The organism is Pseudomonas sp. LS_2, assembly GCF_042709235.1.
Classification (GTDB): domain Bacteria; phylum Pseudomonadota; class Gammaproteobacteria; order Pseudomonadales; family Pseudomonadaceae; genus Aquipseudomonas.
In genome coordinates, this window is the sequence record NZ_JAVAYC010000004.1 from 76,380 (window position 1) to 98,515 (window position 22,136).

Here is a 22,136-nt window from a genome sequence, read left to right on the forward strand (position 1 = left end):
TTAGAGTTGTTGGCTGTTCTTATGGGCGTTAGGTGTGCTCAGCCACACTTATATCAGTTTGTGATCGCAAACCAATGACGCTTGGCGGAGTTGAGTAGTACCCAGTATGTGAGGAATGCGGTGAGGAAACTAGCTGGTGCAGAGAAGCTTGCGATCGCCGGATTATCTATATTGAGTAGTACCATTCCGACAAAGGCTGCCAAGAACCATGCGGCAAGGCCGCCTGGATTGTATGCTGGGATTCGTTCTTCCTGATACTCGATAATATCACCAAACAGCTGGCTGTACTTTGGTGAAAGGATGTGTGCTAGCGCAACTGATACCCATGCGACCACAAATATACTTTGGTACGCAAGTGCTTGCAAAATGTAATGGAAGACATTGAGTCGCATCAGGGCGTATACCGCAATGCCGGAGATAATCGCGCAGAGTACATATGGCAATTTTACACTGAAGCGGGAGATGAATGTCTGCAAATTCGTCGCGGCTAGAAAGAAGTTTGCGGTGTTGATTCTGGTCTGGCTAACCCATACAAAAAGAAGGCCCCAAAAGCCCATTAGCTCGACAATGGCGAGTACAACGCTTACCTCGGAAACTTCGCCTTGCGTTGCAATGGTTGCTGCAAGGAAAATTCCAACTACTCCATTGATCACGAACGTGAGCAGATAAAATGGGATTCCGAAATTGAAGCTCGCGTGATAGGAGGTATCTTCTTTGCGACCGAATCTGGCATAGTCCCAAGTGAACAACATTAATACCCAGACGCCCATGTAGTAGGTAAAACAATCCCACCAACCGTTTGCTACTGGGCCGTTAGCCGGGCTTAGATCCAGCCAAGCCGAGTTGTAGCCAAATTTGGAGATTGCAATCCATACCACAGCTGCTAGACCTATTAAGTAGATCGGCATTAGTAGCATATTCAGTTTGTCGAGCCAATTCTGGATGCTGCCCATGATTAGAATTACGCTGTAGACAACTACAATCAAATAGGCCTGGTCCAGGGATGCCTGAGAGAAGTAGTGCTTGATGGCAATTGCTATCACTGATCCTTCGAATACGCAGTAGTACACGACCGTCACAAAAAATATAAGCGTCGCCAGGGTGGAGCCGCTTCGTCCAAAGAGAATACGTGAGAAGACGGAACCAGACAGGCCAGTTCGAATAGCGAATCGAGCAATGATCGAGTTGAGAATTCCATAGGAAATAGTTGATAGCACCAGCCCAATAATCGCGTTCATCGTCCCGAAGCGAATCGCAAGGGTTGCGGGTACCACAAGAAAGAATAAGCCACTGCTCACGGCCCACCAGGCCATTGTCAGTGAAAATTTTCCCATGCGTTGATCTTCGGGGACGGCGATGATCGACATTTCAGCGGGGTCTTCGGGTCTTTTTATTGTTGTGGCCATGACGAGAGTCCAAGTCTGGAAGGAGGAGACTCGATCCTAGCAACCTGATTTTTCCCGAGAATTGCTGGATGGGGGACTACCCTTTCTCGTTTCGGTAACGATCTGATCACCGACGAGAAAGCTCACCAGATTGAACATCTGAAAGCGATGTCCTTAAAGGCTTTCACGGCGGGGGGTGGTGCCTGGAAAGCTCGTTTTAGAGCCATCATCAGCCTGATGGGGCGCAGTTTTTTCTTTGGAGCGAGGTCGACGCTCCTCCAGTCGGTTGCCGGAATTTCGGCGACGGGCGGGGGATTGCCCAATTGACAAACCCCCGTTCTGGCGTAGTATCGATTTTATGTAGTGTTCCATTTAGTTGATCACAACCTAAAAAGGGTGGTCATCAAAGCGCCTAGGCTGTATGGCGTGATCCGGTGGTCGACCTTTGCGAGCTAAGCCGCTATGAATAATGAAAACAAAGAAAAAACTGCAGTCCCGGATCTCTGCTCCGGCGGTGTTCACAATCCAGATCAAGCCCTAAGCCCTGAGGGCTACGAGCACCTGCTGCTCGAAAATCAGATTTGCTTTGCGCTATATGCCAGTGCAAATAAAACCATCCGTACGTACGCCCCTTACCTAAAGCGCTTGGACATTACCTACCCGCAGTATTTGGTGATGCTAGTGCTGTGGGAGCGCAACACCACCACTGTCGGGCATTTGCAAGCTGCTTTGAATTTAGAAACAGGCACCTTGAGCCCGATGCTCAAGCGTATGGAGGGGCGGGGCCTGATAACGCGCGAACGTGATAGCTCGGATGAACGTGTCGTCAAGGTAAATCTGACCCAGCAGGGCAGAGCTATGAGAGAGCTTTCCTCGGAGATCCCGGCAGGTTTGCGCTGTACAATTCAGTACCCTGTTCCAAAAATCGTATCTCTTCGCGAGCAACTCAAAGACTATCTAGCGTCTTTCAAGGACGATTAGCCAAAGGAAGGCTGTACTGAAGGCCGCCCAAATAAACGGGCGCAGAGGGTCTAAGTTCAGAGGCTTACGTCAATGGATAACACTACTGCTATACATGAAGTTTCTCAACCCGAGCTGGTTAGAATCTGGGAGCCATTACGTATTGGTTCCACCACGGTGAAAAATCGAATCATGATGACGGCCCAGACACTGTTGTATGGAAATGACAATGTCCTCGGTGATCGGCATGTGGAATACTACCGTGAGCGTGCTCGTGGTGGCTGCGCTCTGTTCATCTGCGAACAGCAAGGTGCCTTTCCTATCGCTAAAGGTTCGTTCCATGAGGGGTGCACTGCTTGGGAGGAGCGATGCATTCCGCAGTACGCTAAGCTGGCAGAAGCCGTTCACGAGCACGGTGCACGTCAATTCGTACAATTGTTTGGGGCAGGTGTTCATGATCGTGGAACTATGATCATGGACGAGTGGCATCCGCTCTGGGCTGCTTCACGAATACGTTCTATCACTCATAACGAAACACCGCTCGTGATGGAGTCACATCACTTCGAAGACGTTATTAAAGGCTTTGGCGTATCGGCACGCAATGTTCAAGCGTCAGGTTGTGATGGTGTTGAGCTGCATGCAGCCCACAGTTACTTTCTTGGGCAATTCCTCAGCCCGGCCTATAATAAACGAAATGATAAGTACGGTGGATCAGTTGAGTCTCGTTGCCGGCTAATATTAGAGGTTGGTGAGGAGGTGCGTCGTCGAGTAGGTGGGAATTTCACGCTCGGTGTTCGAATCTCCTTTGATGAGTTCCTGGGCGAGGCGGGAATTACTCCCGAACAAAGTGAAGAACAACTGGAGGTTCTCGCGTCGTCGGGCTTGTTTGACTTCTTCAATATAAGTGCTGGCGGATATCATACGCTACACAAAGCGGTCGCGCCGATGTCAACGCCCGAAGGCTATCTTTTGCCATTTGGGCAACGTGCTAAGGCAATTGTTGGTAACCGTGCCAAGGTATTTATAGTCGGTCGAATACTAAGTCTTTCAACAGCAGAGAGTGCTTTGAGAGGCGGGATGGCCGACATGGTGGCTATGACTCGCGCCCAAATGGCAGAGCCGAGATTGATTGCGAAGACCGTTCTCGGTCGTAGCGATGAGATTGTGCGCTGCATAGGTGCTAATGAATGTATCGCCCGAATATTCGAAAATCGCCCTGCAGCTTGCTTGATTAACCCTGTGGCTGGACGAGAGTGGAAATGGGGCGAAGGAAAGCTCGTCGCTGTAGATGCGAGCCAGCAGAAGAACATCGTAGTAGTAGGAGCTGGTCTCGGAGGAATGCACCTAGCTCAAATTTGTGCGCGACGTGGCCACAAAGTAACGTTATTGGAGAAGCAAGGATATCTTGGTGGACGGTTGGATCTTTTGCGACAGTTACCCGAAAGGGGGGAGTGGGCTAACGCCATTGATAATTTGCGGCGCGGACTGAAAGCCCATAATGTCGATCTAAGGCTGAATACGCATGCAGATGTAGATGTTCTCACCTCTTTAAAACCAGACTGTGTGGTTTTGGCCACGGGGGCGCGTTTTGACATTTATGCAGCTAGTCCATTTCGCCCGGATCGGGAATCTATTCCAGGCTGCGAGCAGTCCAATGTCTACGATGTCGAGTCCGCATTGCGGTTGGCATTGGGAGCTCCCGAAAAGTTAGGGAAGAGGATTCTTATCCTTGATGAAACTGGAGAATACCTGCCGTTTGGTCTCGCAGAAATGCTAGCAACAGCTCCCGGTGTTAATGTTGAAATTGTTAGTCCTCATAATGTAGTTGGAGGTGATGTGCAGCGCCGACTTGAATATCAAGTAGTTGTGCCGCGCCTTATCGATCTTGGCGTTATCTTGACCCCTCAGCATAATATCCAGTCAATTAATGGCTGTTTTGTTGAATTGCTTTCTAATTGGGGGGGTAAGAGTCGTATAGAAGAAGTAGACAGTGTTGTGCTCTCTATTGCTAGAGTCCCGAATGATGACCTGTATCATTCGTTGCAGGGAAAAATTTATAGTTTACATCGTATAGGCGACTGTTTAGCGCCACGTGCTCTATCAGCGGTCATGTATGAGGCGGAAGAATTGGGGCGCACCCTTTGACTGTAGATCGAAAAGTACTAGCTTGAGGTATTCATCATGGCATCCCGTAGTCGTTCGTGGAAATCGCTAGGTATAGACTTTGTCACGTTACGTGTTTACGCCGCCGCAATAGAGGAGAAAAGCTTGGCAGCGGCTGCTGCGAGAGAGCACCTCGCTCTCTCCGCAGTTAGCCGAAGAATTGCTGATCTTGAGTGTCGGAGTGGAGTAACACTTCTAAATAGAGATTATCGCGGTGTAACACCTACTTCAGCTGGTGAAGTACTGTTTGCGAGATTAGGAACCGCTTTTGCACTGTTTGAAAGCATAGCCGCAGAACTAGACGCATTGCGAGATGGCACACTGGGATCGGTCCGTATGCAGGCGCACATGTCGGCTGCAACGATGCTGTTGCCGGAACGGCTCTCGGCCTTTTGCGAGAGATTTCCGCAGGTGCAAGTTGAGCTGGAGGAAAGCTCATCTGCAGAAATTATTCATAATTTGCAAATGGGAAAAATTGACCTTGGATTTGTATCGGGTACAACACCTCCTAGTGACTTAAGCTGCATGACTTGGTACGAGGATGAATTGGTGGCAGTAATGCATCCTAGCCATCCAATGGCAGTTGATGATGGCGTGTGCTTTTCGAGAATAATGAATTTTCCCTTCATCGGATTGCAGAAAGATAGCGCCCTGCAGGTGTTGTTTGACGCTCACGCAAAAAGCAGTGGTTTGGAGCCGATATTTAGAGCTTACAATACCAGTTTCGAAAGTGTTCGGCGTATGGTTGAAGCTGGGTTGGGTGTTTCTATACTTCCACGCCTTGCAGTTGCTCCTTATGAGAATAATCAGAAAATTGTTTTTCGACCTTTGCTTGAGTCATGGGCTAAGCGTCCATTGTTATTATGCTACAGAGATTATGATAGTTTGTCCGAAGCGGCGAAAATGGTGATAAAGCATGTGGTCCTCTTAGGAAATGATCAGCTGCTTGATAGTCCAAACTTACTGTTTCGTGAACGAAAAAGCATGCTTGATAAGAATTCGTGTTGAGTATGGCTACATAGCTAAAGTTACTACCTCGCACTGCCGGTTTTCTTGGCGGCCAGATCTCGTCGATAGCGTTCGTGAAACTGCAATACGGCCTTGCTGTATTGGTAATGGACGTAAAGCTGGTTAATGTCATACTTGTAAATAAGGAGCTTCGCCTGGTGCGGCGCCACTTTTCCATCGGGTGGTGGGTTGCGCTAATAAAAAATACGGCAGGAGAATTAAAATGAAGAATAATAGTGTGTCTTCGCAAGTTCAGAGTATTGATCAGCATTTTGGGTGTGTGCCAGTCAAGATGTTTCCTCTGGTGCCGGAAAAAAATCAAAGCAGCTCCAGAGAGCTAGTTTCCGCCTTCAAGCAAGCCATGCGCGCCCAGGCTTCAACTGTGTGCATCCTGGCAACTCAGGTTAACGGTGTTCGCTCGGGAATGGTCGCAACTGCCGTTGTTGCGGTGTCGATGGATCCTCCGAGTTTATTAATATCGGTGAATCAGCAGGCTGGCATGTATGCACCGGTGATGCAAAGCAGGCGCTTCTCAGTAAACTTTCTGACTGCTGGTCATGATGATCTAGTGGAAGTTTTCAGTGGCGGAGCAAGAGGTGAGGCACGATTTAATTACGGCGAATGGGCAGAGCGGGATGAAGTGCCAATTCTGAAAGATGCATGCGTTTCTATGACCTGTGTTACCGAGAAAGATATAGTTTATGGGACTCATCACTTAATGATTGGCCGTTTGTTGCACGTGCATCACGTTGACTCTAGTCAAGCATTGATTTGGCAGGGTGGTCGCACTTATTCGCAGATTTCGTGAGTCACGGGTTTGTATTGCTATATTTTAATCGGTTAGCGGTTGGTGTTGCTGCTTGTGGAGAAACTTTTCTGATTTAGCGTCTTTCTAAAAACTTGAAAGGGCATAGTCCGCTTTGAGTTTGGGTGGGGGTCGTTGTTGGAGAATGTTGCTTTGCCAAAATGCGTATTGTTGAGTTCGGCACTCTTGTGCATGATATTTCTTATTAAGAAGGCTCGTCTTTGGCTGGCCAGAGTGGAGAATAAAAATGATTAAATCCTCAGTGGCGAGTAGTGTCTCCGAAAACTATGCGGGTGTTTGGGATAACCGCGTTGGTTTTGGTAAAAAAGCAGCGTTGCTAGTTATTGACTTTGTCAAGGCCTATACCATGGACGGGGCGCCATTGTTCGCCGCTGGTGTTGCGCCCGCCGTTGAGCAAACGGTGGGGCTGCTGGAATCAGCTCGACGTAATGGCATTACTGTTATCCATACGGTAGTTGATTACAACACTTCAACATTTTTCGATGGGGGCGTTTGGGTTAAAAAAGCTCCGGTTCTTAAATGCCTGGTGCAGAAGCCTTTTAGCGATGTATGTGAAGGTGTTGAACCGCTTGAAACTGAAACAGTAATCTCCAAACAGTACGCCAGTGCATTTTTTGGAACCAGTCTAGCATCGATGCTCACAGCTGCAGGTATAGACACAATTGTGCTCGCTGGTTGCTCTACGAGTGGCTGTATTCGCGCAACGGCAGTTGATGGTGTCCAGAACGGATTTCGTGTGATTGTCCCAAGAGAATGTGTTGGTGATCGTCATGAAGGTCCACATGAGGCGAACTTATTCGATATTGATAGTAAGTACGGCGATGTGGTCACCCGGCAGAGCGTGATCGAATTCTTCGATGCTTTCGTCGAGCGTCCAACCATTTAATTACCTGGCTCAGGAGACTTTTTTATGAATAAACTTACTCAAACTCGGCATTACGACTTCGAGCCTATTATAAGCCGAACGCCATTGAAACTTCCAAATGGTGCTCGCGTCGCTGTCGTACCGTTTATCAATATCGAACACTTTCCTGAGAATATTCCGGGTACTGCGCTTGTTCCTGGGACTACAAAGTTTTCCCCAGATGCTCTCAATTATGGCTGGCGCGATTACGGAAACCGTGTTGGCCTGTGGCGTATGATGGAAATCATGGATTCGCTAAAAATGCGCGGTACGGTATGTCTGAATTCTGACATTATTACAGAATATCCTCAAATTATTGAGGAGGGCGTGCGTCGAGACTGGGCATGGATTGGTCACGGTATCAATAATGCCGGTGCTAACTTCCTTGCGGATATTGATGAGAGGAAAGAGCGTCAGATAATCAGTACAGTTTTGGATAAAATGGAAGCAGCGCTTGGTCGTAAAACAAAAGGCTGGCTTGGGCCGTTCTTGACCGAAACTATTAATACCCCGCACATCTTGGCAGAGTTAGGTGTTGAGTACCTTTGTGATTTCACCGCTGACGATCAGCCTTTCAAGTTTAATACGCGCTCTGGTAGTTTGATTTCAGTACCGTATTCTGTAGAGCTCAATGATATTCCTGCAATTATGAATATTGGGCTTTCTGGCAAAGACTTTGGTGACATGATCATTGATCAGTTTGACGTATTGTACGAGGAGGGTAGATCAAATGCGCGTATTATGCCTATTTGCCTGCATACCTTCTTGGTTGGCCAACCATTCCGGGCTAAGCACCTGAAGCGTGCATTTGAGTATATTGCAGGCCACTCTGATGTTTGGCTGGCAACAGGCGACGAAATAAATGACTGGTATCGGGCCAGCTATCTCAATAAGTAAATAACAATTTAATAAAACAAGCCAGTTTCTGCCTTGTTGAGGCGTTTGGCTAAAAGCTAGTGATGATGGAGGTTGTGATGGAATTTGGTATTTTTCTGCCTAACGGCAGCAACGGTTACATCCTTTCTGAAGGTAGCCCGGTTTACGAGCCGACTTTTGAGCACAACCTTCAAATCACCCAGGAGGCCGAGCGTATTGGATTTGACTACGTTCTCTCAATGATCAAATTCAGAGGTTTTGGTGGCAAAACCGGCTATTGGGATCATTGTCTGGAGTCATTTACTCTCACGGCAGGTCTTGCGGCAGCAACTAGCAAAATTCGATTGTTCGCCAGTTCTGGTATCCCGAGTCTTCACCCGGCATTGGCCGCACGCATGATCTCCACTCTGGATGATATCAGCGGTGGGCGGGTGGGACTGAATATTGTTACTGGATGGAACCGTCCAGAGTATGATCAGATGGGGCTTTGGCCATCGGACAACTATCACTCAGAGCGCTACGATTACGCTGCTGAATATGTTGAGATCGTGCGCTCATTGTGGAAAAACAAGCGTACTACTAAGGTGTCCGAGCATTTTCAGCTTGAAGACTGCAGTTGCTTGCCGATGCCAAAGAGCGACATAAAAATCTGTTGTGCAGGCCAGTCACCCAAAGGCGTTGAGTTTACAGCTCAACATGGTGATTACTGTTTTGTGATGGCTCCGCCTTCACGCCTGAAAGGTTTGACTCAGGCTGCCGCGGAAGCATCTGCGAAATTTGATCGCAAGGTGGGTACACTTGCCTGCTTTACGTTGATTGCAGCCGAGACTGACGAGGAGGCGCATGCACTGACTCAGAAGATAATTGATCAAGCAGATCAAGGTGCTATTGCCAACATGGTTGGTAGCGCGCAGATGGATACCAATAAAGGTGGTACCAGTGATAACCTGCGTGATGCATTGAAGCAGTCGGCGGCTGATGGAAATATGGCTTATATGAGCATTCCGGTTATTTCTGGATCTTATGAAACGGTGGCGCGAACCATTGATGAAATTGCGGAGGAGTCTGGCATTACCGGTATCATGTGGACGTTCCCGGACTTCATTCAAGGTATTCGTGATTTTGGCGAACATATTCAACCTAAGCTAAAGTGCGTAGCAGGAAGAAAAGCAGCCTAAAGTAAAAAGGAGCAACTATGGCAGTAAGAAAATACCAGTTATTTTTTGTGGCATAGTAAAAAAGGGGCGTGTCTCAGGCACGCCCCTTTTTTCTTCTAAACTACTCAGATATTTTTATCATGCTTGCTGCTTGTTGTGTGGCTTCTGTAGTGCGGGTGGCTAATTTCCTGACTTCGTCAGCAACAACGGCGAAGCCTCGACCTGCATCACCGGCCCGCGCAGCTTCAATTGCTGCATTTAGGGCAAGAAGATTTGTCTGACTGGCAATGCTTTGGATCGTACAAACAATTGCTGTCAGCTGCTGGATATTTTGCTCAAGACCTGCCCTGTGCCTGGCTTGCGTATCGCGCATTTCCTGCTCTTCATGTTCTAAATGCACGTCGACCAGAGCACCGACAACCCGCACAGGAACTCCATATTCATCTCGTTTCGTTTGACCACGCGCCCGAAACCACCGATATTCTCCAGATTTCAAACTCAACCGATATTCAATGTCATAGGGCGTTCTACCTGACTTGTCGTTCAAATGTGCAGTGAATGCTTTCATGCATAAGTCTTTATCGTCAGGGTGAATTCGCGAGGCCCAACTATTCAATACATCAGGAAATTCCTCAACCGATTCAAAACCCAGAAGCCGTCTGAATTGCGGTGACCACCAGAATGGATTCCGTGGGTTTACGGGATCTCCCGCGATAACCTCCATGTCCCAGAGCCCATCGCTCAGCATTTCTCTGGCAAGTTCAAAACGAGTGAAAACTATGTCAAGCTCCTTTTCCTTCTCCTTTCTATCATGAATATCAATTAGCGAGCCTGCGACTCTGATCGGAGTGCCTTGCGAGTTACGAAGTGCTTCTCCTTGTGCAGAGAACCAACGATATTCTCCGGACTTCATGGCTAGTCGATATTCGATTTTATATGGGGGGTACTCTGATCGGCTAGTAACCAGTCGTTTGAATGCTTCCATAGTCGACTGCTTATCTGCAGGGTGTAACCTGTCAGTCCAACTGTCTAGCGTGTCAGGGAAGTCCTGTTCATCGCTAAATCCAATCATTGTTCTGAGCTGTTTTGACCACCAGAATGGACTTTTTGGATTTAGCGGGTCCTCGATCAAAACCTGCATATCCCATAAGCCTTCAATCAATGATGAGCTTGCCAGATCAAAGCGGATTTTTAAATTTTCATATTGCTGCTTGACTTCGTTGTTTTGTGTTTTCTCGTTGCTTAGCTCTGTTTCTGTCGAGGAGAGTTTTGCTTCTAGGGTATGGCGCTGTGTTTGTATGGTGTGCCAGATATTTAGAATTAATTTTGAATTATAGCTTCCGTCGTCTACTGGTTCTTTTTGATGGTCTTCAATAGCGGAAAGTAATCGGTTAAGGGCTTTGGTCGTTTTGCGGCTGGACGGGAGTTTGAACATTTTTATTCCATTTTATATTTCGGAGACGTTATCGATGCGAATATCATTGCGCCTTCCCAGCTGGCGACTCGATGCCGCTAGGTGGTACGGCGTTAAGCACGCAACCACTATGCTGCTGGTTGACCTTAAGTTAGGCAATTGCCCGTTCGCGTAACGCCATTTCTCAAAGCGCGATGGGGTCGCATGATTATCTTCAAAACTTGAATTTATGACTGGCAAGCTGAAGGCAATCTGCTCCAATGCGTGATGCAGTGAGCACTTTGGAAGCTGTGAGATGCCATCTTGGTTGGGAGGTGTGATGTATTTTGACTTAGATTAGTAGTTTATTAATTTTGAACCAACTTTTTTATTGTGGGTGTTCTCAGGCACTGCTTGTATTATTGTTGTTAGGGGGCGCTGAGTAGTGCGAGTGCTCATTTTCGGAAAATTATCGAGGCCAGAACTGACGCCGCTAGAGAGATATCTATTTTTTTATAAATTAGAGTTTAGAGTCGACTTGAGTTTGTATGGGGTTGGTTAAAGTTTTACGGGTTGAATTATTGCCTATAAATCGAATTTCTATCTCAAGGGGGACGAAGTGGTCACCTCGTTAGAGAGCGGCCTTTAATACTCATGGCATCACTTATGCTTTGGGGCATACAGGGCGCATTAAGCTAAGCTCTTCGATTTCTTCACAGCGAGTTCTACATGGAGCGCCGCAATGGCCTCATATAATTAGGCGACCTTAGATGCCACACGATTGGTGCTGTGACTTCTGGTTTGCTGTTCAGCTAGGAGGCCAAATTGGCCATTCGAATGTCTAGACGCTTGAGACTCTGCTCAACGGCATCGATCACATGAGTGCCGGCCTCCGTGGGGGCGCAGGCAGATCTTCTGCGCTCAGTACGGGCCTTTTGCTGCCCCTTGGGCTGAGCTAGCCAGCCCCGGCGATTGGACTGCATGTAATCAATCCAATGTTCTGATCGGCGCACAACTGCACCATCTCACGCTCGTCCTCCCGATACATCGGATTCAGATGGGTTTGCATGATCGAGAACTTCGCTCAGTTGTTGTAACGGGTAACCTCCCAAGTAATGGCTAGTTATGAGGCATACATCGACGATGCGCCGATGTATCTGGCGCTCCCTGATTTAGCTATGCCATGCAGCGTCCCCATAGTGTCCTCGATGGGATTGTCATAGTCTCATTGATGGGTTTGGTAGAGGCCGATATGTAGTTGATGGCCAGGCGCTTGAGAATAGCATCGAGCTTTTTAATGATTGTCTCGCGGGAAAGACCCTTAGCGTTACTGCTTGCAGCTGCCTCGCCTCCCGCAATTGAGGATATTACCTTGGCAGCGAGACCAATGTCGTTGCGGGCAGTTTGCCAGGGATTATTTCAGAGGTACCTGCTGAGTAGCCGTGTCAAAGAAAGTTACGTCTATTGTCTACTGCATGCTTGAGCATATGACGGGAGGCCGCTTCGTCAAATGCCCAGGCATGATTACTTGATTTGGGTTAGCCTTATACATCCTAGGCAGGTATTGGATACGTCACGGCCGGTCTTCCCAAGCTTGATATACTTCATGTGATTTCCATTTCAACGTAGAGTTGTGCGGATCACGAGCAGGCCTAGCCGCGAGGCGCGGGCATCAGCCATTTCACAGAAGCGATCAGCAACATGAGAACTGCAGCGGCGCAGACTCCGGCCCACTGGTAGGCGCTCCAGGCCCAGGCACCGAACGCAGAGCCAACGGCAGCACCGCTAAAGTAGCAGAACATGTAGGCGGTCTGAATGCGGCTCTGAGCAGTTGGTACAAGTTTGAAGATCCGACCTTGGTTTGTTACGTGTCCGAGCTGGACACCAACGTCCATGATCAGGACGCCGATACCGATCATGATCAAGCTAGTACGTCCGAAGTAGAATATTAGGTAGGACGAAATGGCTAGGCCAATCATCAGGCCGGTCAGCCGACGTGGGTTGGTACGGTCGGCCAAATTGCCGATAACGGGGCTGAGTAGTGCTGCTGCAGCGCCCAGCAGGCCATACAGACCAACGGCCCGAGGGCCCAGGCCGAACGATGGATCCTCCATCAGGTGAATCAGGCTAGACCAGAACACCATGAAGGAGCCGAACAACATGCTGCCAAACAAGCAGGCCTCACGTAGGACAGGCTGTTCGCGCAGTAGCTGCCAGACAGTCGCGAGCAGGCCTATGTAATGTCCATTGTAGGTGGGTTCAGTGCGAGGCAATGCCTTTGCCAGGAGGATGGCCAGTACGGTCATGATGACACCTGCCAGCATAAACATCGCTCTCCAACCAAACGCAGCTCCGACAAAACCGGCGACGGTACGAGCCAGCAGTATGCCCAGCAGAATACCGCTGACCATGAACCCGACCACTCGTCCTTTCTGCTCTGCTGGGGCGAGATGGGCCGCGAACGGAACCAAAAGTTGTGGTGTCATGATGCACAGGCCGTACACGAAGCTCAGGATCGCGAGGATGTGCAGGTTCGGTGCCGCGGCGATAGCCAAAGAACCCAGGCCGGTGAGCGTTGAGAACAGCACGACCAGGTGCTTACGCTGGAGCATGTCGCCCAGCGGTACAAGGAACAGCATGCCCAATGCATAACCAAACTGGGTCAGGGTCGGGATCCAGCCGACAGTCTGCGAGTCAACCCCGAAGGTGACGCGGATCTGATCCAGTAGGGGCTGGTTGTAATAGATGTTTGCGATCCCAACCCCAGCCGCTACAGCCATCAACCATAGCAGTGGATTTGTAAGTGTCGGGGTGCTTTCGGAGGTTTGACTGCCTCTTGTCGCAGTGGGAAGGGTGTTGCTGGACATGGCTGCTTTCACTCTCTAGACGTGGCTTACCAGCGAAGGTACGATGAAAGCCATATCTTGCCTTTCGATAGGTAAATGTCAAGCCATACCTTGAGGTTTTCATGTCTGAACTGTTACCACAACCGACCAGAGCGGAAATCACGCTGGACGGTATATTTCGAGCACTTGCGGAGCCCCTCCGCCGTACAGCCATTGCCGTCCTGGCAACAATGCCTGATGGAACTGAGCGTAGTTGCGCTTCGTTTGGCTTTCCTGTTGCTAAGGCCTCATTGACCCATCATTTCAAGGTATTGCGTGAGGTTGGGTTGATCAGTCAGATCGATTATGGAAATAGGCGTGCGTCAATACTTAGGCGTGAGGATATCGATGAGCGATTTCCTGGGCTGCTTCAATTGTTGGTAAATGAGCTGAATGAGCAATATGTCTCTGATAAGCCCTAAATGGCTTTTGCTATCAAGGTTATCTCTACTGAATAATACTTGGTGTTTGTGTCGCCCAAGACAGACATTTTTGTGTTTCAGTGAGTTTTTGGTAGGGTTTAGGAGAGGCTTGATTTATATGTCTGTTTTTGAGGGCGGCTTGAAAGTATCATGAATAATTCGGTCAATCCTAGGGTTTATGTTCTAACTTTAGCTGCCTTTGTGATGTTGTCCTCGGAGTTTATCGTTGCAGGGTTGTTGCCGCAGATCTCCGTCGCTCTCCAGATTTCTCTTGGGCAAGCCGGATGGCTCGTGACCGCATTTGCGCTTGGTATGGGGATTAGTGCCCCAGTTATCGCAGTGTTCACACATCGTGCCAGCTTACGGCGACTGCTAATCGTTGCCTGTATTGCATTATTTCTAGGGAATACTCTTTGTGCCATAACTGATAACTTTTTTATGCTATTGATTGGGCGGGCGCTTGGCGGTTTAGGTGTTGCTATGTTTTGGACAAACGCATCTGTTGCAGCTGCAGCGATGTCAGCACCGGAATTTCGTAGTTTGGCTGTATCTCGGGTATTGATCGGGGTATCTATTGCATCCGTAATAGGTGTGCCTATAGGAAAGGCAGTAAGTGATGCTTCACATTGGGAGAACGCACTGGGGCTGATGTCCGCGCTGAGCGCAATTGCCTTACTCATGGTTGTCAAATGGATATATGTCGCTGACGATGCCTTACCGAAAGCCTCAGGAGGCATAGGTATGCGTCTGCGTGTACTTCTCGATCCTGAAATTGTATGGGCATTATTGAGTTACCTCCTGGTGTTCGGTGGAATCATGGCTGTCTTCAGCTATCTCGCTACCATGATGATTCGTTATGGCGGGTTTCCATCGATTTATGTGACCCCATTGCTCGCGTTGTATGGGATTGCCGATATTTTTGGTAATTTAATCGTAGCCAAGCGTGTTCCAGATCCTTTGGAAGGAATGCTAAGGAGGTTGTTGCTTGTCTTGGTTGCTTCTTTGTTTGCCATATCGTTGTTCGGTGCAAGTATTTATTTGTTGCCTTTTGCAATTCTGGCTGTAGGTAGTTGCCATGCGGCTGTAGGATTAATGACTGGTATTGATGTCATGCGCCGAGCGGGGCCTAACGCGCAACTGGTAGGAGCGATGAATGTATCAGCAATTAACCTCGGTATCATGCTTGGGAGCGTAACGGGCGGGTTGCTAGTGGATCGTATTGGGGTGGAATATATCGGTTTTCTGGGAGGAGGATTTGTCATCACTGCACTAATCGTCAGAGCAAGGCTTTCGCCTTCCAAGCCAGTGCCGTTGAATTAGCTCAGGCGAAAGTGTTGTGGAGTAAGCGGTCAAACATGGCATGAAACTATCCTTGGTACCGTAGGCTGTCTACTATTAGTTGAAACGCGGGAGGAGTCTGCCGACGGCTTGGGTAATACAAGTAGTAACCAGGAAACTCGGGGCACCATTGGTCGAGTACGCGTACGAGACGGCCAGTTTTAACCTGCTTGGTGACCTGTGAGTCCAGCATCATAGCAAGTCCGAACCCAGAAAGGGCCGCTTCAAGGATCATTTCAGGCCTGTTAAACGCTACCTGGCCGGTCACACGTACCTGGTGCTGCTGACCATCCTTCTCAAAGTACCATGCTGAAATGCCACCCGAACTTGGAAAGCGTCGGTTGATGCATCTGTGTTTGCTCAATTGATCGGGGTGCGTAGGCACGGAGTACTTGGCCAGATAGGTAGGAGAGCCGACAACAACGCATCGCTCTGCGGGCCCTATCGGGACGGCAATCATATCCTTATCCAGGTTCTCACCCAGCCGAATGCCTGCGTCATAGCGATCTGCGACGATATCTACAAAACCATTATCAACGCTCACCTCCACTTGAATGTCCGGATACTCGGGTAGCAAGCGGTTCAATGCAGGCCATAGGATTGTCTCGGCGACATGATCGGCGGAGGTAATGCGGATGGTGCCGGCCGGCTTGTCGCGTATATCGGTCAGCGTCGCCAGTTGGGAGGTGATTTCTTCAAGTGCAGGCTTGAGTGTTTCCAGAAGCCGTTCACCGGCTTCGGTCAGCGATACGCTGCGGGTTGTGCGAGTGAGTAGGCGTATGCCCAGTCGATCTTCAAGGCGCTTGAGTTTATGGCTTAGCGCTGACTGGGATGTACCGAGGCGTCCTGCGGCACGGGTAAAGCTTTGGGCCTCTGCTACGGCAACGAATGCCGCAAGGCTCCCCAACTCATCTTGAAACATTTAGTTACCTGTGTCATGAAAGGGTGTTTATGCTGCCACGCAAAGCTTATATCTCAACGAAGCACCGTGCTACACCCCCCATTCATGATGTCGCGTCATATGCCTATTCGCCAATGAGTCTCTAATCAATCCGATTCACACCGGCAATAATGCAGCTTTACAGCTGAGATCTATTTGCATGCATCACTGGAAGGATCGCATATGAAAAAGGGTTTTAATAGTGGTCAACGGGCTCTCGCTTCTATTTTCATCACCGCGTTTTCGTTAACCGTTCAGACGTCTCATGCCGCCAAGCCAGGTGACGCATTTCACGTTATTGTGGAACGTCCTTCTAGCTCCTACGCAGATGTAACTGGAACCAATGTTCCCATTGTGCCGATGCTCCATGTTACAGATTCGGTTTTCATCGATGTTGACCTGGACGGTGATCTCGACGTAGTGGTATCGGTCGAGCATGGCGTCAACCGCCTCTACTTGAATGACGGTCATGGCGTACTCAGTGAGTCCTCAGGGGCCTTCGGAAATGTCATACATGACAGCGAGCATGTCCGGGCCGCTGACCTCAACAGGGATGGCATCCAGGACGTAGTCTTTGTCGCGGAAGCCGATGAGTTTCACCAGCTGTTCTTCGGTGATGGTAAGGGTGGGTTTATTGATGCGAGTGGTCGACTGCCGGCATCGAGCCAAGGGAATGCGTTGGCGCTCGGCGATGTGAACGGTGACGGCTTACCAGATATCGTGATCGGCAGCACAGGGGAAACGGACTATGCCCCGGATGCAGAGATAATCCCGGCCAGGAACCTGCTCTTCTTGAACGACCCGAAGCAGCCTGGCCACTTCGTCGATGCCACACGGTCCCATCTGCCGGATACCAATGACCAAACCGAGGGGGTTGTTCTGGCCGACATGGACAGCGACGGTGATCTGGATATGGCGATAGCGAGCCCAGCCCACCCCAACCGACTCTTGCTTAATGACGGAAAAGGGCACTTCAGCGATGCTTCGGAGCGGCTGGATCTGCAAGCTCCTATGGAGACGCGGGAAGTCCATGTCCTTGATGTAAACCGAGACGGATTGCTGGACATCGTTTACTTCAATATTACTAGTAACAATTTTGGCTGGGACAAAAATCCACAGACACGCCTTCTGATAAACGATGGCAACGGCCACTTTCGTGATGAAACCAAGGCGCGTTTGCCATCTCACACGTTTTCCAGCTGGGCGGGACGGGTGGTTGACTTTAATGCAGACGGTAGCCCGGACCTATTGGTCGGCGCTATTCAAATCCCTGGTTTTGTGCCGCTTCAGGTTCGCGCCTGGCAGAACGATGGCAAAGGCTATTACGAAGACGTCACTGATACTGTTGTTCCCGGTATTACGGTCGGTCGGAGCTGGAGTATGGGGAAAGGGGATCTGGATGGTGACGGTAAAGAAGATATATTTATTGGCGGGTGGGGTACACAGGCCCGTTTACTTCTGACCGATAAACAAAGTTACTTGGCATCCCTTGCGCCCGTACCCTTACTGAAACCGCGATCTGCCAAGCAGAAAGAAAATGATTAGCACGATGTAGTCAACACGCGAGCCGGCGGCGCCCGAAGACTGGTCTCTAAGTCGCTTCGTTGCTCTTGACAAAGGAAAACAGAGTGTTTCATACGTACTTGACGATTGCATATCTATACGTTTCCGCGCGATTCGTTTATCCGCTACCGCTCTCCAAATCGACGAGGCTGATGATAGCAGGCCTTTTGCTTATTATCGCAAAATATCATTATTGGTCGTTGCTTATTTACGGAGACATGTGGTCGCCTGAATTACCATATCACGCAGTCTTGATGCTGGGCTGGCTGTTCTGCGCCTTTGTACTGTTGGTGGTGTTTGTCTTGATCAGTGACATTGCGCTCCTGGTCATGATGCTTATGAAGCGGGGCATTTGGTTTACCAAGTACAACGTTCAAATCAGGTCGGCATCCCTATTGGGCGCACTGATCCTAGGGGGGGTTGGGGTTCAGGAGGCGATCAAGGTGCCCGCGGTGCGAAAACTGGAGATTGTGATCGAGAATCTGCCTGCCGATCTCGAAGGATTCAGAGTTGTTCAACTTAGCGACCTACATATCAGCCGCCTGTTTCCAGAGTCCTGGATTCAGGCTGTTGTAGAGAGAACGAATGCGCTTTCATCAGACTTGATATTGATCTCGGGTGATCTGATTGATGGGTATACAGACGTTCGAAGTCAAGATGTAGCACCCCTTGCAGCGCTAAAGGCAGCGCACGGAGTTATCGGTATTCCTGGAAATCACGAGTACTACTTTGATTATTCAGCTTGGGAACCGGTGTTCGAGAGGATGGGGATTCGAATGCTGAATAACGAGCATATTCGAATTCATAAAGGATCGGCAGGCTTAACCATCGCCGGTATTACTGACGAGTCTGCCCCCCAGTACGGTTTTGCTGGACCGGATCTGACAAAGGCCCTGCAGGACCGAGTTATCAAAGATCCTGTTATCTTACTCAGTCATCGACCTCAGGGCGCGCGGGCTAATGCAGAAGCAGGTGTGCAGCTTCAGCTCTCAGGACATACGCATGGTGGCATGATTTTCGGTTTATCCCAAATCGTAGCTTATGCCAACGAAGGATTCATCTCCCGTGATTACGATATTAACAGAATGAAACTATATGTCAGCAACGGTACTGGGCTATGGATGGGGTTTCCTATTCGCTTGGGAGTGCCTTCTGAAATTACTGAATTCACTTTGAGGTCGCCAAACAATAAGTCGCTTGGCGAAATTTAAACTCTTGGCCTTGTTTTTCCCGATACCTATCAAAATTTTCTGCTTTGTATACATGTGCTTGATATTTCGGTCCGGTGAGATCCTGGCAAGCTTTCCTGAGCACCCAGTGAGCTAAATTTGATACTGCAAATCCTAATTATTCGGCGTAAATCGCGCCAAGGTTAAGTATTTGCTCTGAGTCTTGTGTAATACGGATGCACTTCTTCCGCAGCAGCCAATGACTGCTGGGGAAGAGGTACACTAGTTAAGGAAGGAAAAGCAAAGTATTTCCATTATTCAATTTCAGTAACTGATAAAAAGGATTTTCGGGATGAGCAAGTCACCCATTTCGGCTGATGAGCGTAATTTTCAAAATTTTCTTAAGTAATTTATCGCACGATGCCGCATTTTCGCATGTGGAGGTCGTGGACGACTCGTATTTTGTTAGGTCAGCGGCGGTCAATCCAGACGGTTTGCACATTACAAAACTCATGCAGGCCGAAATGGGAAAGCTCCCGTCCAAAGCCACTTTTCTTGACGCCGCCAATCGGCACGCGAGGGTCGGAAGCGGTGTAGCCGTTGATGAACACCCCGCCGGTCTCCAGCCTAGCCGCATACTGCTTGGCTTTGGTGACGTCAACTGTCCACAGGCTTCCAGCAAGTCCGAATTCACTATCGTTGGCGAGCTCAATGGCATGTTCCGCGCTGTCTGCCACGATGATGGAGGCGACCGGCCCAAAGACTTCCTGAACGAAGGAGGTCATCCCAGGCTTGACGTCAGCCAGAATAGTTGGCTCGTAGTAGTTGCCGTCACCTGGAATCTTTTTGCCGCCCAGCAGTAAACGAGCTCCCTCATTGATCGTCGCTTGGACTTGGCCGTCCAGCTCTTCCCGAAGGTCGAAGCGAGCCATTGGCCCGATGTAGGTGGCTTCGTGGATCGGATCACCAATCTTGAGCTGTTTAACGGCTGCTACGAACTTCTCTTCGAATTCGTGAGCCACGGCCCTTTCGACGATGATCCGCTTGGCAGCGATGCAGATCTGGCCAGTGTTCTGGAAGCGTCCAACAGTGGCGGCCTTCACGGCTTCATCGATGTCGGCATCGGCCAGAACAATGAAAGCATCTGAACCACCCAATTCCAGGACACATTTCTTCAGTTCTGCTCCAGCTTGAGCGGCGATGGCAGATCCCGCACGTACACTACCAGTGACTGCGATGGATGCGATGCGAGGATCCTTGATCGCCCGGCTTACGCCGCCTGGTGTGACGTTGATTACCTCAAAGAGGCCTGCCGGAAGTCCAGCGGCCTCCCACGTCTGCTGCAGCAGGTAGGCGCAACCCATGACATTAGGTGCATGCTTAAGAACGTATGGATTACCTGAAAGAATGGCCGGGACGGCGCCTCGCAGGATTTGCCAGATTGGGAAATTCCAAGGCATCACAGCCAGAACTGCGCCCAGTGGGCGGAATTCGATGAACGCTTGGTTGTTTTCCACCAGCGTCGGTTGGGGTTCCAGCATCGATGGGCCGTGTTCCGCATACCACTCGCACAATGTCGCAGTCTTCTCAACCTCGGCGAGCCCTTGACTGACGGGTTTGCCCATCTCGACGGCCTCCATTCGTGCTAGGTCGGCAGAATTGGTACGCAGCGCGCGAGCCATGTTGGTCAGGATAGCCGCACGCTCCACGACAGGCACTGTTCGCCACGTTTCGAAGCCTCTGTGTACGCGCTCCAACGCCTCATCAAGCTCGGCATCGGATTGGTAGGGATATCGAGCTACGACCTCGCCAGTGGAGGGGTTTAGCGATATGGCTTCGGTACGGTAGTCCGGGTAGACCATTTTCTTTCTCCTCTTAATCAGCCATCGCGCTTCTGCCTCTGGGGCGTTGGGCGCATGTCGGTGTGCGGGGGTTGCATCTGCAGGAGCTCGTTGCATCCTGAAGCTTTCATCGTATCCCTGTATTACAATAATTTTGTATTTTCTTTTGCTTCTTAACCCATACCATACGCCGGATGGGCATCGGCAAAAAATGAATATTTCAGAATGATCCATTCTCTTTTGGTGAATTTATGGACCTAACGCAGCTTGAGATTTTCCGGGCTGTTGCAGAGGAGGGAGGCGTGACCGCTGCGGCGCAGCGCCTACACCGTGTACCCTCGAACGTCACGACAAGGCTGAAGCAACTGGAGAGCGAGCTGGGTGTTGAGCTCTTTATCAGGCAACGGCTGCGCCGGTATTTGTCTCCCACCGGGGCAGTCTTTCTGGACTACTCCAGGAAGATCCTAGATCTAGTGAGTGAGGCAAAGGGGGTAATCAAGGGTGGCGAACCGCATGGCATGTTTGCCATTGGTTCATTGGAGAGCACGGCAGCCGTGAGGATGCCGGCGGTTCTAGCAAGCTTTCACCAGCACTACCCCGCAGTGCAGCTCGATCTGACAACTGGCTCCTCAGCAGAAATGATCATTGGCGTCAGCGAGGGTCGCTTCGCAGCGGCGTTCATCGATGGGCCGATCGGGCATTTGGCATTGGATGGTCAAAAGGTCTTTGAAGAGGACATGCTGGTCATCGCTCCGCGCAAACACGCACCTATTCGGCACCCGCGTGATGTGGCCGGCGAGACGGTGTATGCCTTCCGTTCAAATTGCTCATACCGTCGCCACTTCGAAAACTGGTTTGCATCTGCCAGGGTTCGGCCGGCCCGTGTTTTCGAAATGGAGTCCTATCACGGGATGCTCGCTTGTGTGTCCGCAGGTGCTGGGATCGCGATGTTTCCGAGGAGCATGCTAAGCGCGATGCAGGGGGCCGAAATGGTGGAGTCGTTCCCACTGTCGGAGTCATTCTCGAAGGTGGAGATCTGGCTGGCCTGGCGAAAAGGCTTCATGCACCCAAACGTGAGTGCTCTCCTTCAACTGCTTAGCCCTGACCTGCCGCAGAGTGATGCTGCTGACCCCTTAGGCAAAGCCACGGCTTAAGTTCTTTAGGCCAAAAAAAAAGGCCGCCCCAATGCTACAGGGCGGGCAAAGACGGTAAGCAGACCAGCGTTACCTGAGTTCACCCGTACGGCGTAGGAGCGCCGTGGCTGAGCAGGGTGACATCGCGAAACATAGCGCTGCTCGATCTGCAA

At 49.9% G+C, this 22,136-nt stretch carries 16 protein-coding genes and 2 pseudogenes; 12 read left to right on the forward strand and 6 right to left on the reverse strand.

Going from position 1 to position 22,136, the window contains the following annotated elements; all coding sequences use genetic code 11:
* Positions 1 to 53: 53 nt before the first annotated feature.
* Entirely contained in the window at positions 54 to 1,406 is a 1,353-nt protein-coding gene (locus RAC97_RS04950) for a purine-cytosine permease family protein (protein ID WP_375097681.1), read from the reverse strand.
* Between the two features lie 441 nt (positions 1,407 to 1,847).
* Between RAC97_RS04950 and RAC97_RS04955 the strand changes: the two genes are divergently transcribed.
* The 7 genes from RAC97_RS04955 to RAC97_RS04985 all read left to right on the forward strand — a co-directional run bounded on the left by RAC97_RS04955 (position 1,848) and on the right by RAC97_RS04985 (position 9,300).
* Positions 1,848 to 2,366 carry a MarR family winged helix-turn-helix transcriptional regulator gene (locus tag RAC97_RS04955; RefSeq protein WP_375097682.1) on the forward strand — a complete coding sequence of 173 codons (519 nt, stop codon included), beginning with the start codon at positions 1,848 to 1,850 and terminating at the stop codon, positions 2,364 to 2,366.
* Positions 2,367 to 2,438: 72 nt separating this feature from the next.
* A complete protein-coding gene (locus tag RAC97_RS04960) occupies positions 2,439 to 4,490 on the forward strand; it encodes an NAD(P)-binding protein (RefSeq protein ID WP_375097683.1) in 2,052 nt (683 codons plus the stop codon).
* A 36-nt stretch (positions 4,491 to 4,526) separates the two neighbouring features.
* Entirely contained in the window at positions 4,527 to 5,516 is a 990-nt protein-coding gene (locus RAC97_RS04965; RefSeq protein ID WP_375097684.1) for a LysR family transcriptional regulator, read from the forward strand.
* 223 nt (positions 5,517 to 5,739) lie between these two features.
* Positions 5,740 to 6,324 (forward strand): flavin reductase family protein, encoded by a 585-nt coding sequence (locus tag RAC97_RS04970; protein WP_375097685.1) that lies wholly within the window; start codon positions 5,740 to 5,742, stop codon positions 6,322 to 6,324.
* A 244-nt stretch (positions 6,325 to 6,568) separates the two neighbouring features.
* Positions 6,569 to 7,228: an isochorismatase family protein gene (locus RAC97_RS04975; protein ID WP_375097686.1), complete on the forward strand. Its 660-nt coding sequence runs from the start codon at positions 6,569 to 6,571 to the stop codon at positions 7,226 to 7,228.
* 24 nt (positions 7,229 to 7,252) lie between these two features.
* Entirely contained in the window at positions 7,253 to 8,143 is an 891-nt protein-coding gene (locus RAC97_RS04980) for a polysaccharide deacetylase family protein (RefSeq protein ID WP_375097687.1), read from the forward strand.
* Positions 8,144 to 8,220: 77 nt separating this feature from the next.
* Positions 8,221 to 9,300, forward strand: coding sequence for an LLM class flavin-dependent oxidoreductase (locus tag RAC97_RS04985; protein ID WP_375097688.1), 1,080 nt, complete (start codon positions 8,221 to 8,223; stop codon positions 9,298 to 9,300).
* A 115-nt stretch (positions 9,301 to 9,415) separates the two neighbouring features.
* Here RAC97_RS04985 and RAC97_RS04990 read toward each other — a convergent pair.
* The 3 genes and pseudogenes from RAC97_RS04990 to RAC97_RS05000 all read right to left on the reverse strand — a co-directional run.
* Positions 9,416 to 9,706, reverse strand: a pseudogene (locus tag RAC97_RS04990) (methyl-accepting chemotaxis protein); the annotation flags it as partial.
* A pseudogene (locus RAC97_RS04995) lies at positions 9,689 to 10,714 on the reverse strand (PAS domain-containing protein); the annotation flags it as partial. The pseudogenes RAC97_RS04990 and RAC97_RS04995, both read right to left, overlap by 18 nt.
* Positions 10,715 to 12,324: 1,610 nt before the next feature.
* Positions 12,325 to 13,539: an MFS transporter gene (locus tag RAC97_RS05000; protein WP_375097689.1), complete on the reverse strand. Its 1,215-nt coding sequence runs from the start codon at positions 13,537 to 13,539 to the stop codon at positions 12,325 to 12,327.
* Between the two features lie 101 nt (positions 13,540 to 13,640).
* On the opposite strand from RAC97_RS05000, the gene RAC97_RS05005 reads away from it, so the two are divergent.
* Complete coding sequence (locus RAC97_RS05005) at positions 13,641 to 13,979, forward strand: ArsR/SmtB family transcription factor (protein ID WP_375097690.1); 339 nt, start codon at positions 13,641 to 13,643, stop codon at positions 13,977 to 13,979.
* Between the two features lie 150 nt (positions 13,980 to 14,129).
* The gene (locus RAC97_RS05010) at positions 14,130 to 15,299 is read left to right on the forward strand and encodes an MFS transporter (RefSeq protein WP_375097691.1); all 1,170 of its coding nucleotides are present in this window, start codon (positions 14,130 to 14,132) and stop codon (positions 15,297 to 15,299) included.
* Positions 15,300 to 15,345: 46 nt separating this feature from the next.
* On the opposite strand, the gene RAC97_RS05015 is transcribed toward RAC97_RS05010, so the two are convergent.
* Positions 15,346 to 16,239, reverse strand: coding sequence for a LysR family transcriptional regulator (locus RAC97_RS05015; protein ID WP_375097692.1), 894 nt, complete (start codon positions 16,237 to 16,239; stop codon positions 15,346 to 15,348).
* 201 nt (positions 16,240 to 16,440) lie between these two features.
* Between RAC97_RS05015 and RAC97_RS05020 the strand changes: the two genes are divergently transcribed.
* Both RAC97_RS05020 and RAC97_RS05025 read left to right on the forward strand, forming a co-directional pair.
* The gene (locus RAC97_RS05020) at positions 16,441 to 17,802 is read left to right on the forward strand and encodes an FG-GAP repeat domain-containing protein (protein WP_375097693.1); all 1,362 of its coding nucleotides are present in this window, start codon (positions 16,441 to 16,443) and stop codon (positions 17,800 to 17,802) included.
* A gap of 83 nt (positions 17,803 to 17,885) precedes the next feature.
* Entirely contained in the window at positions 17,886 to 19,031 is a 1,146-nt protein-coding gene (locus RAC97_RS05025) for a metallophosphoesterase (RefSeq protein ID WP_375097694.1), read from the forward strand.
* Positions 19,032 to 19,459: 428 nt separating this feature from the next.
* On the opposite strand, the gene RAC97_RS05030 is transcribed toward RAC97_RS05025, so the two are convergent.
* Positions 19,460 to 20,851: an aldehyde dehydrogenase family protein gene (locus RAC97_RS05030; protein WP_375097695.1), complete on the reverse strand. Its 1,392-nt coding sequence runs from the start codon at positions 20,849 to 20,851 to the stop codon at positions 19,460 to 19,462.
* A 230-nt stretch (positions 20,852 to 21,081) separates the two neighbouring features.
* Here RAC97_RS05030 and RAC97_RS05035 point away from each other — a divergent pair, with 230 nt between their 5' ends.
* Positions 21,082 to 21,984: a LysR substrate-binding domain-containing protein gene (locus RAC97_RS05035; protein ID WP_375097696.1), complete on the forward strand. Its 903-nt coding sequence runs from the start codon at positions 21,082 to 21,084 to the stop codon at positions 21,982 to 21,984.
* The last annotated feature ends 152 nt before the right edge of the window (positions 21,985 to 22,136 follow it).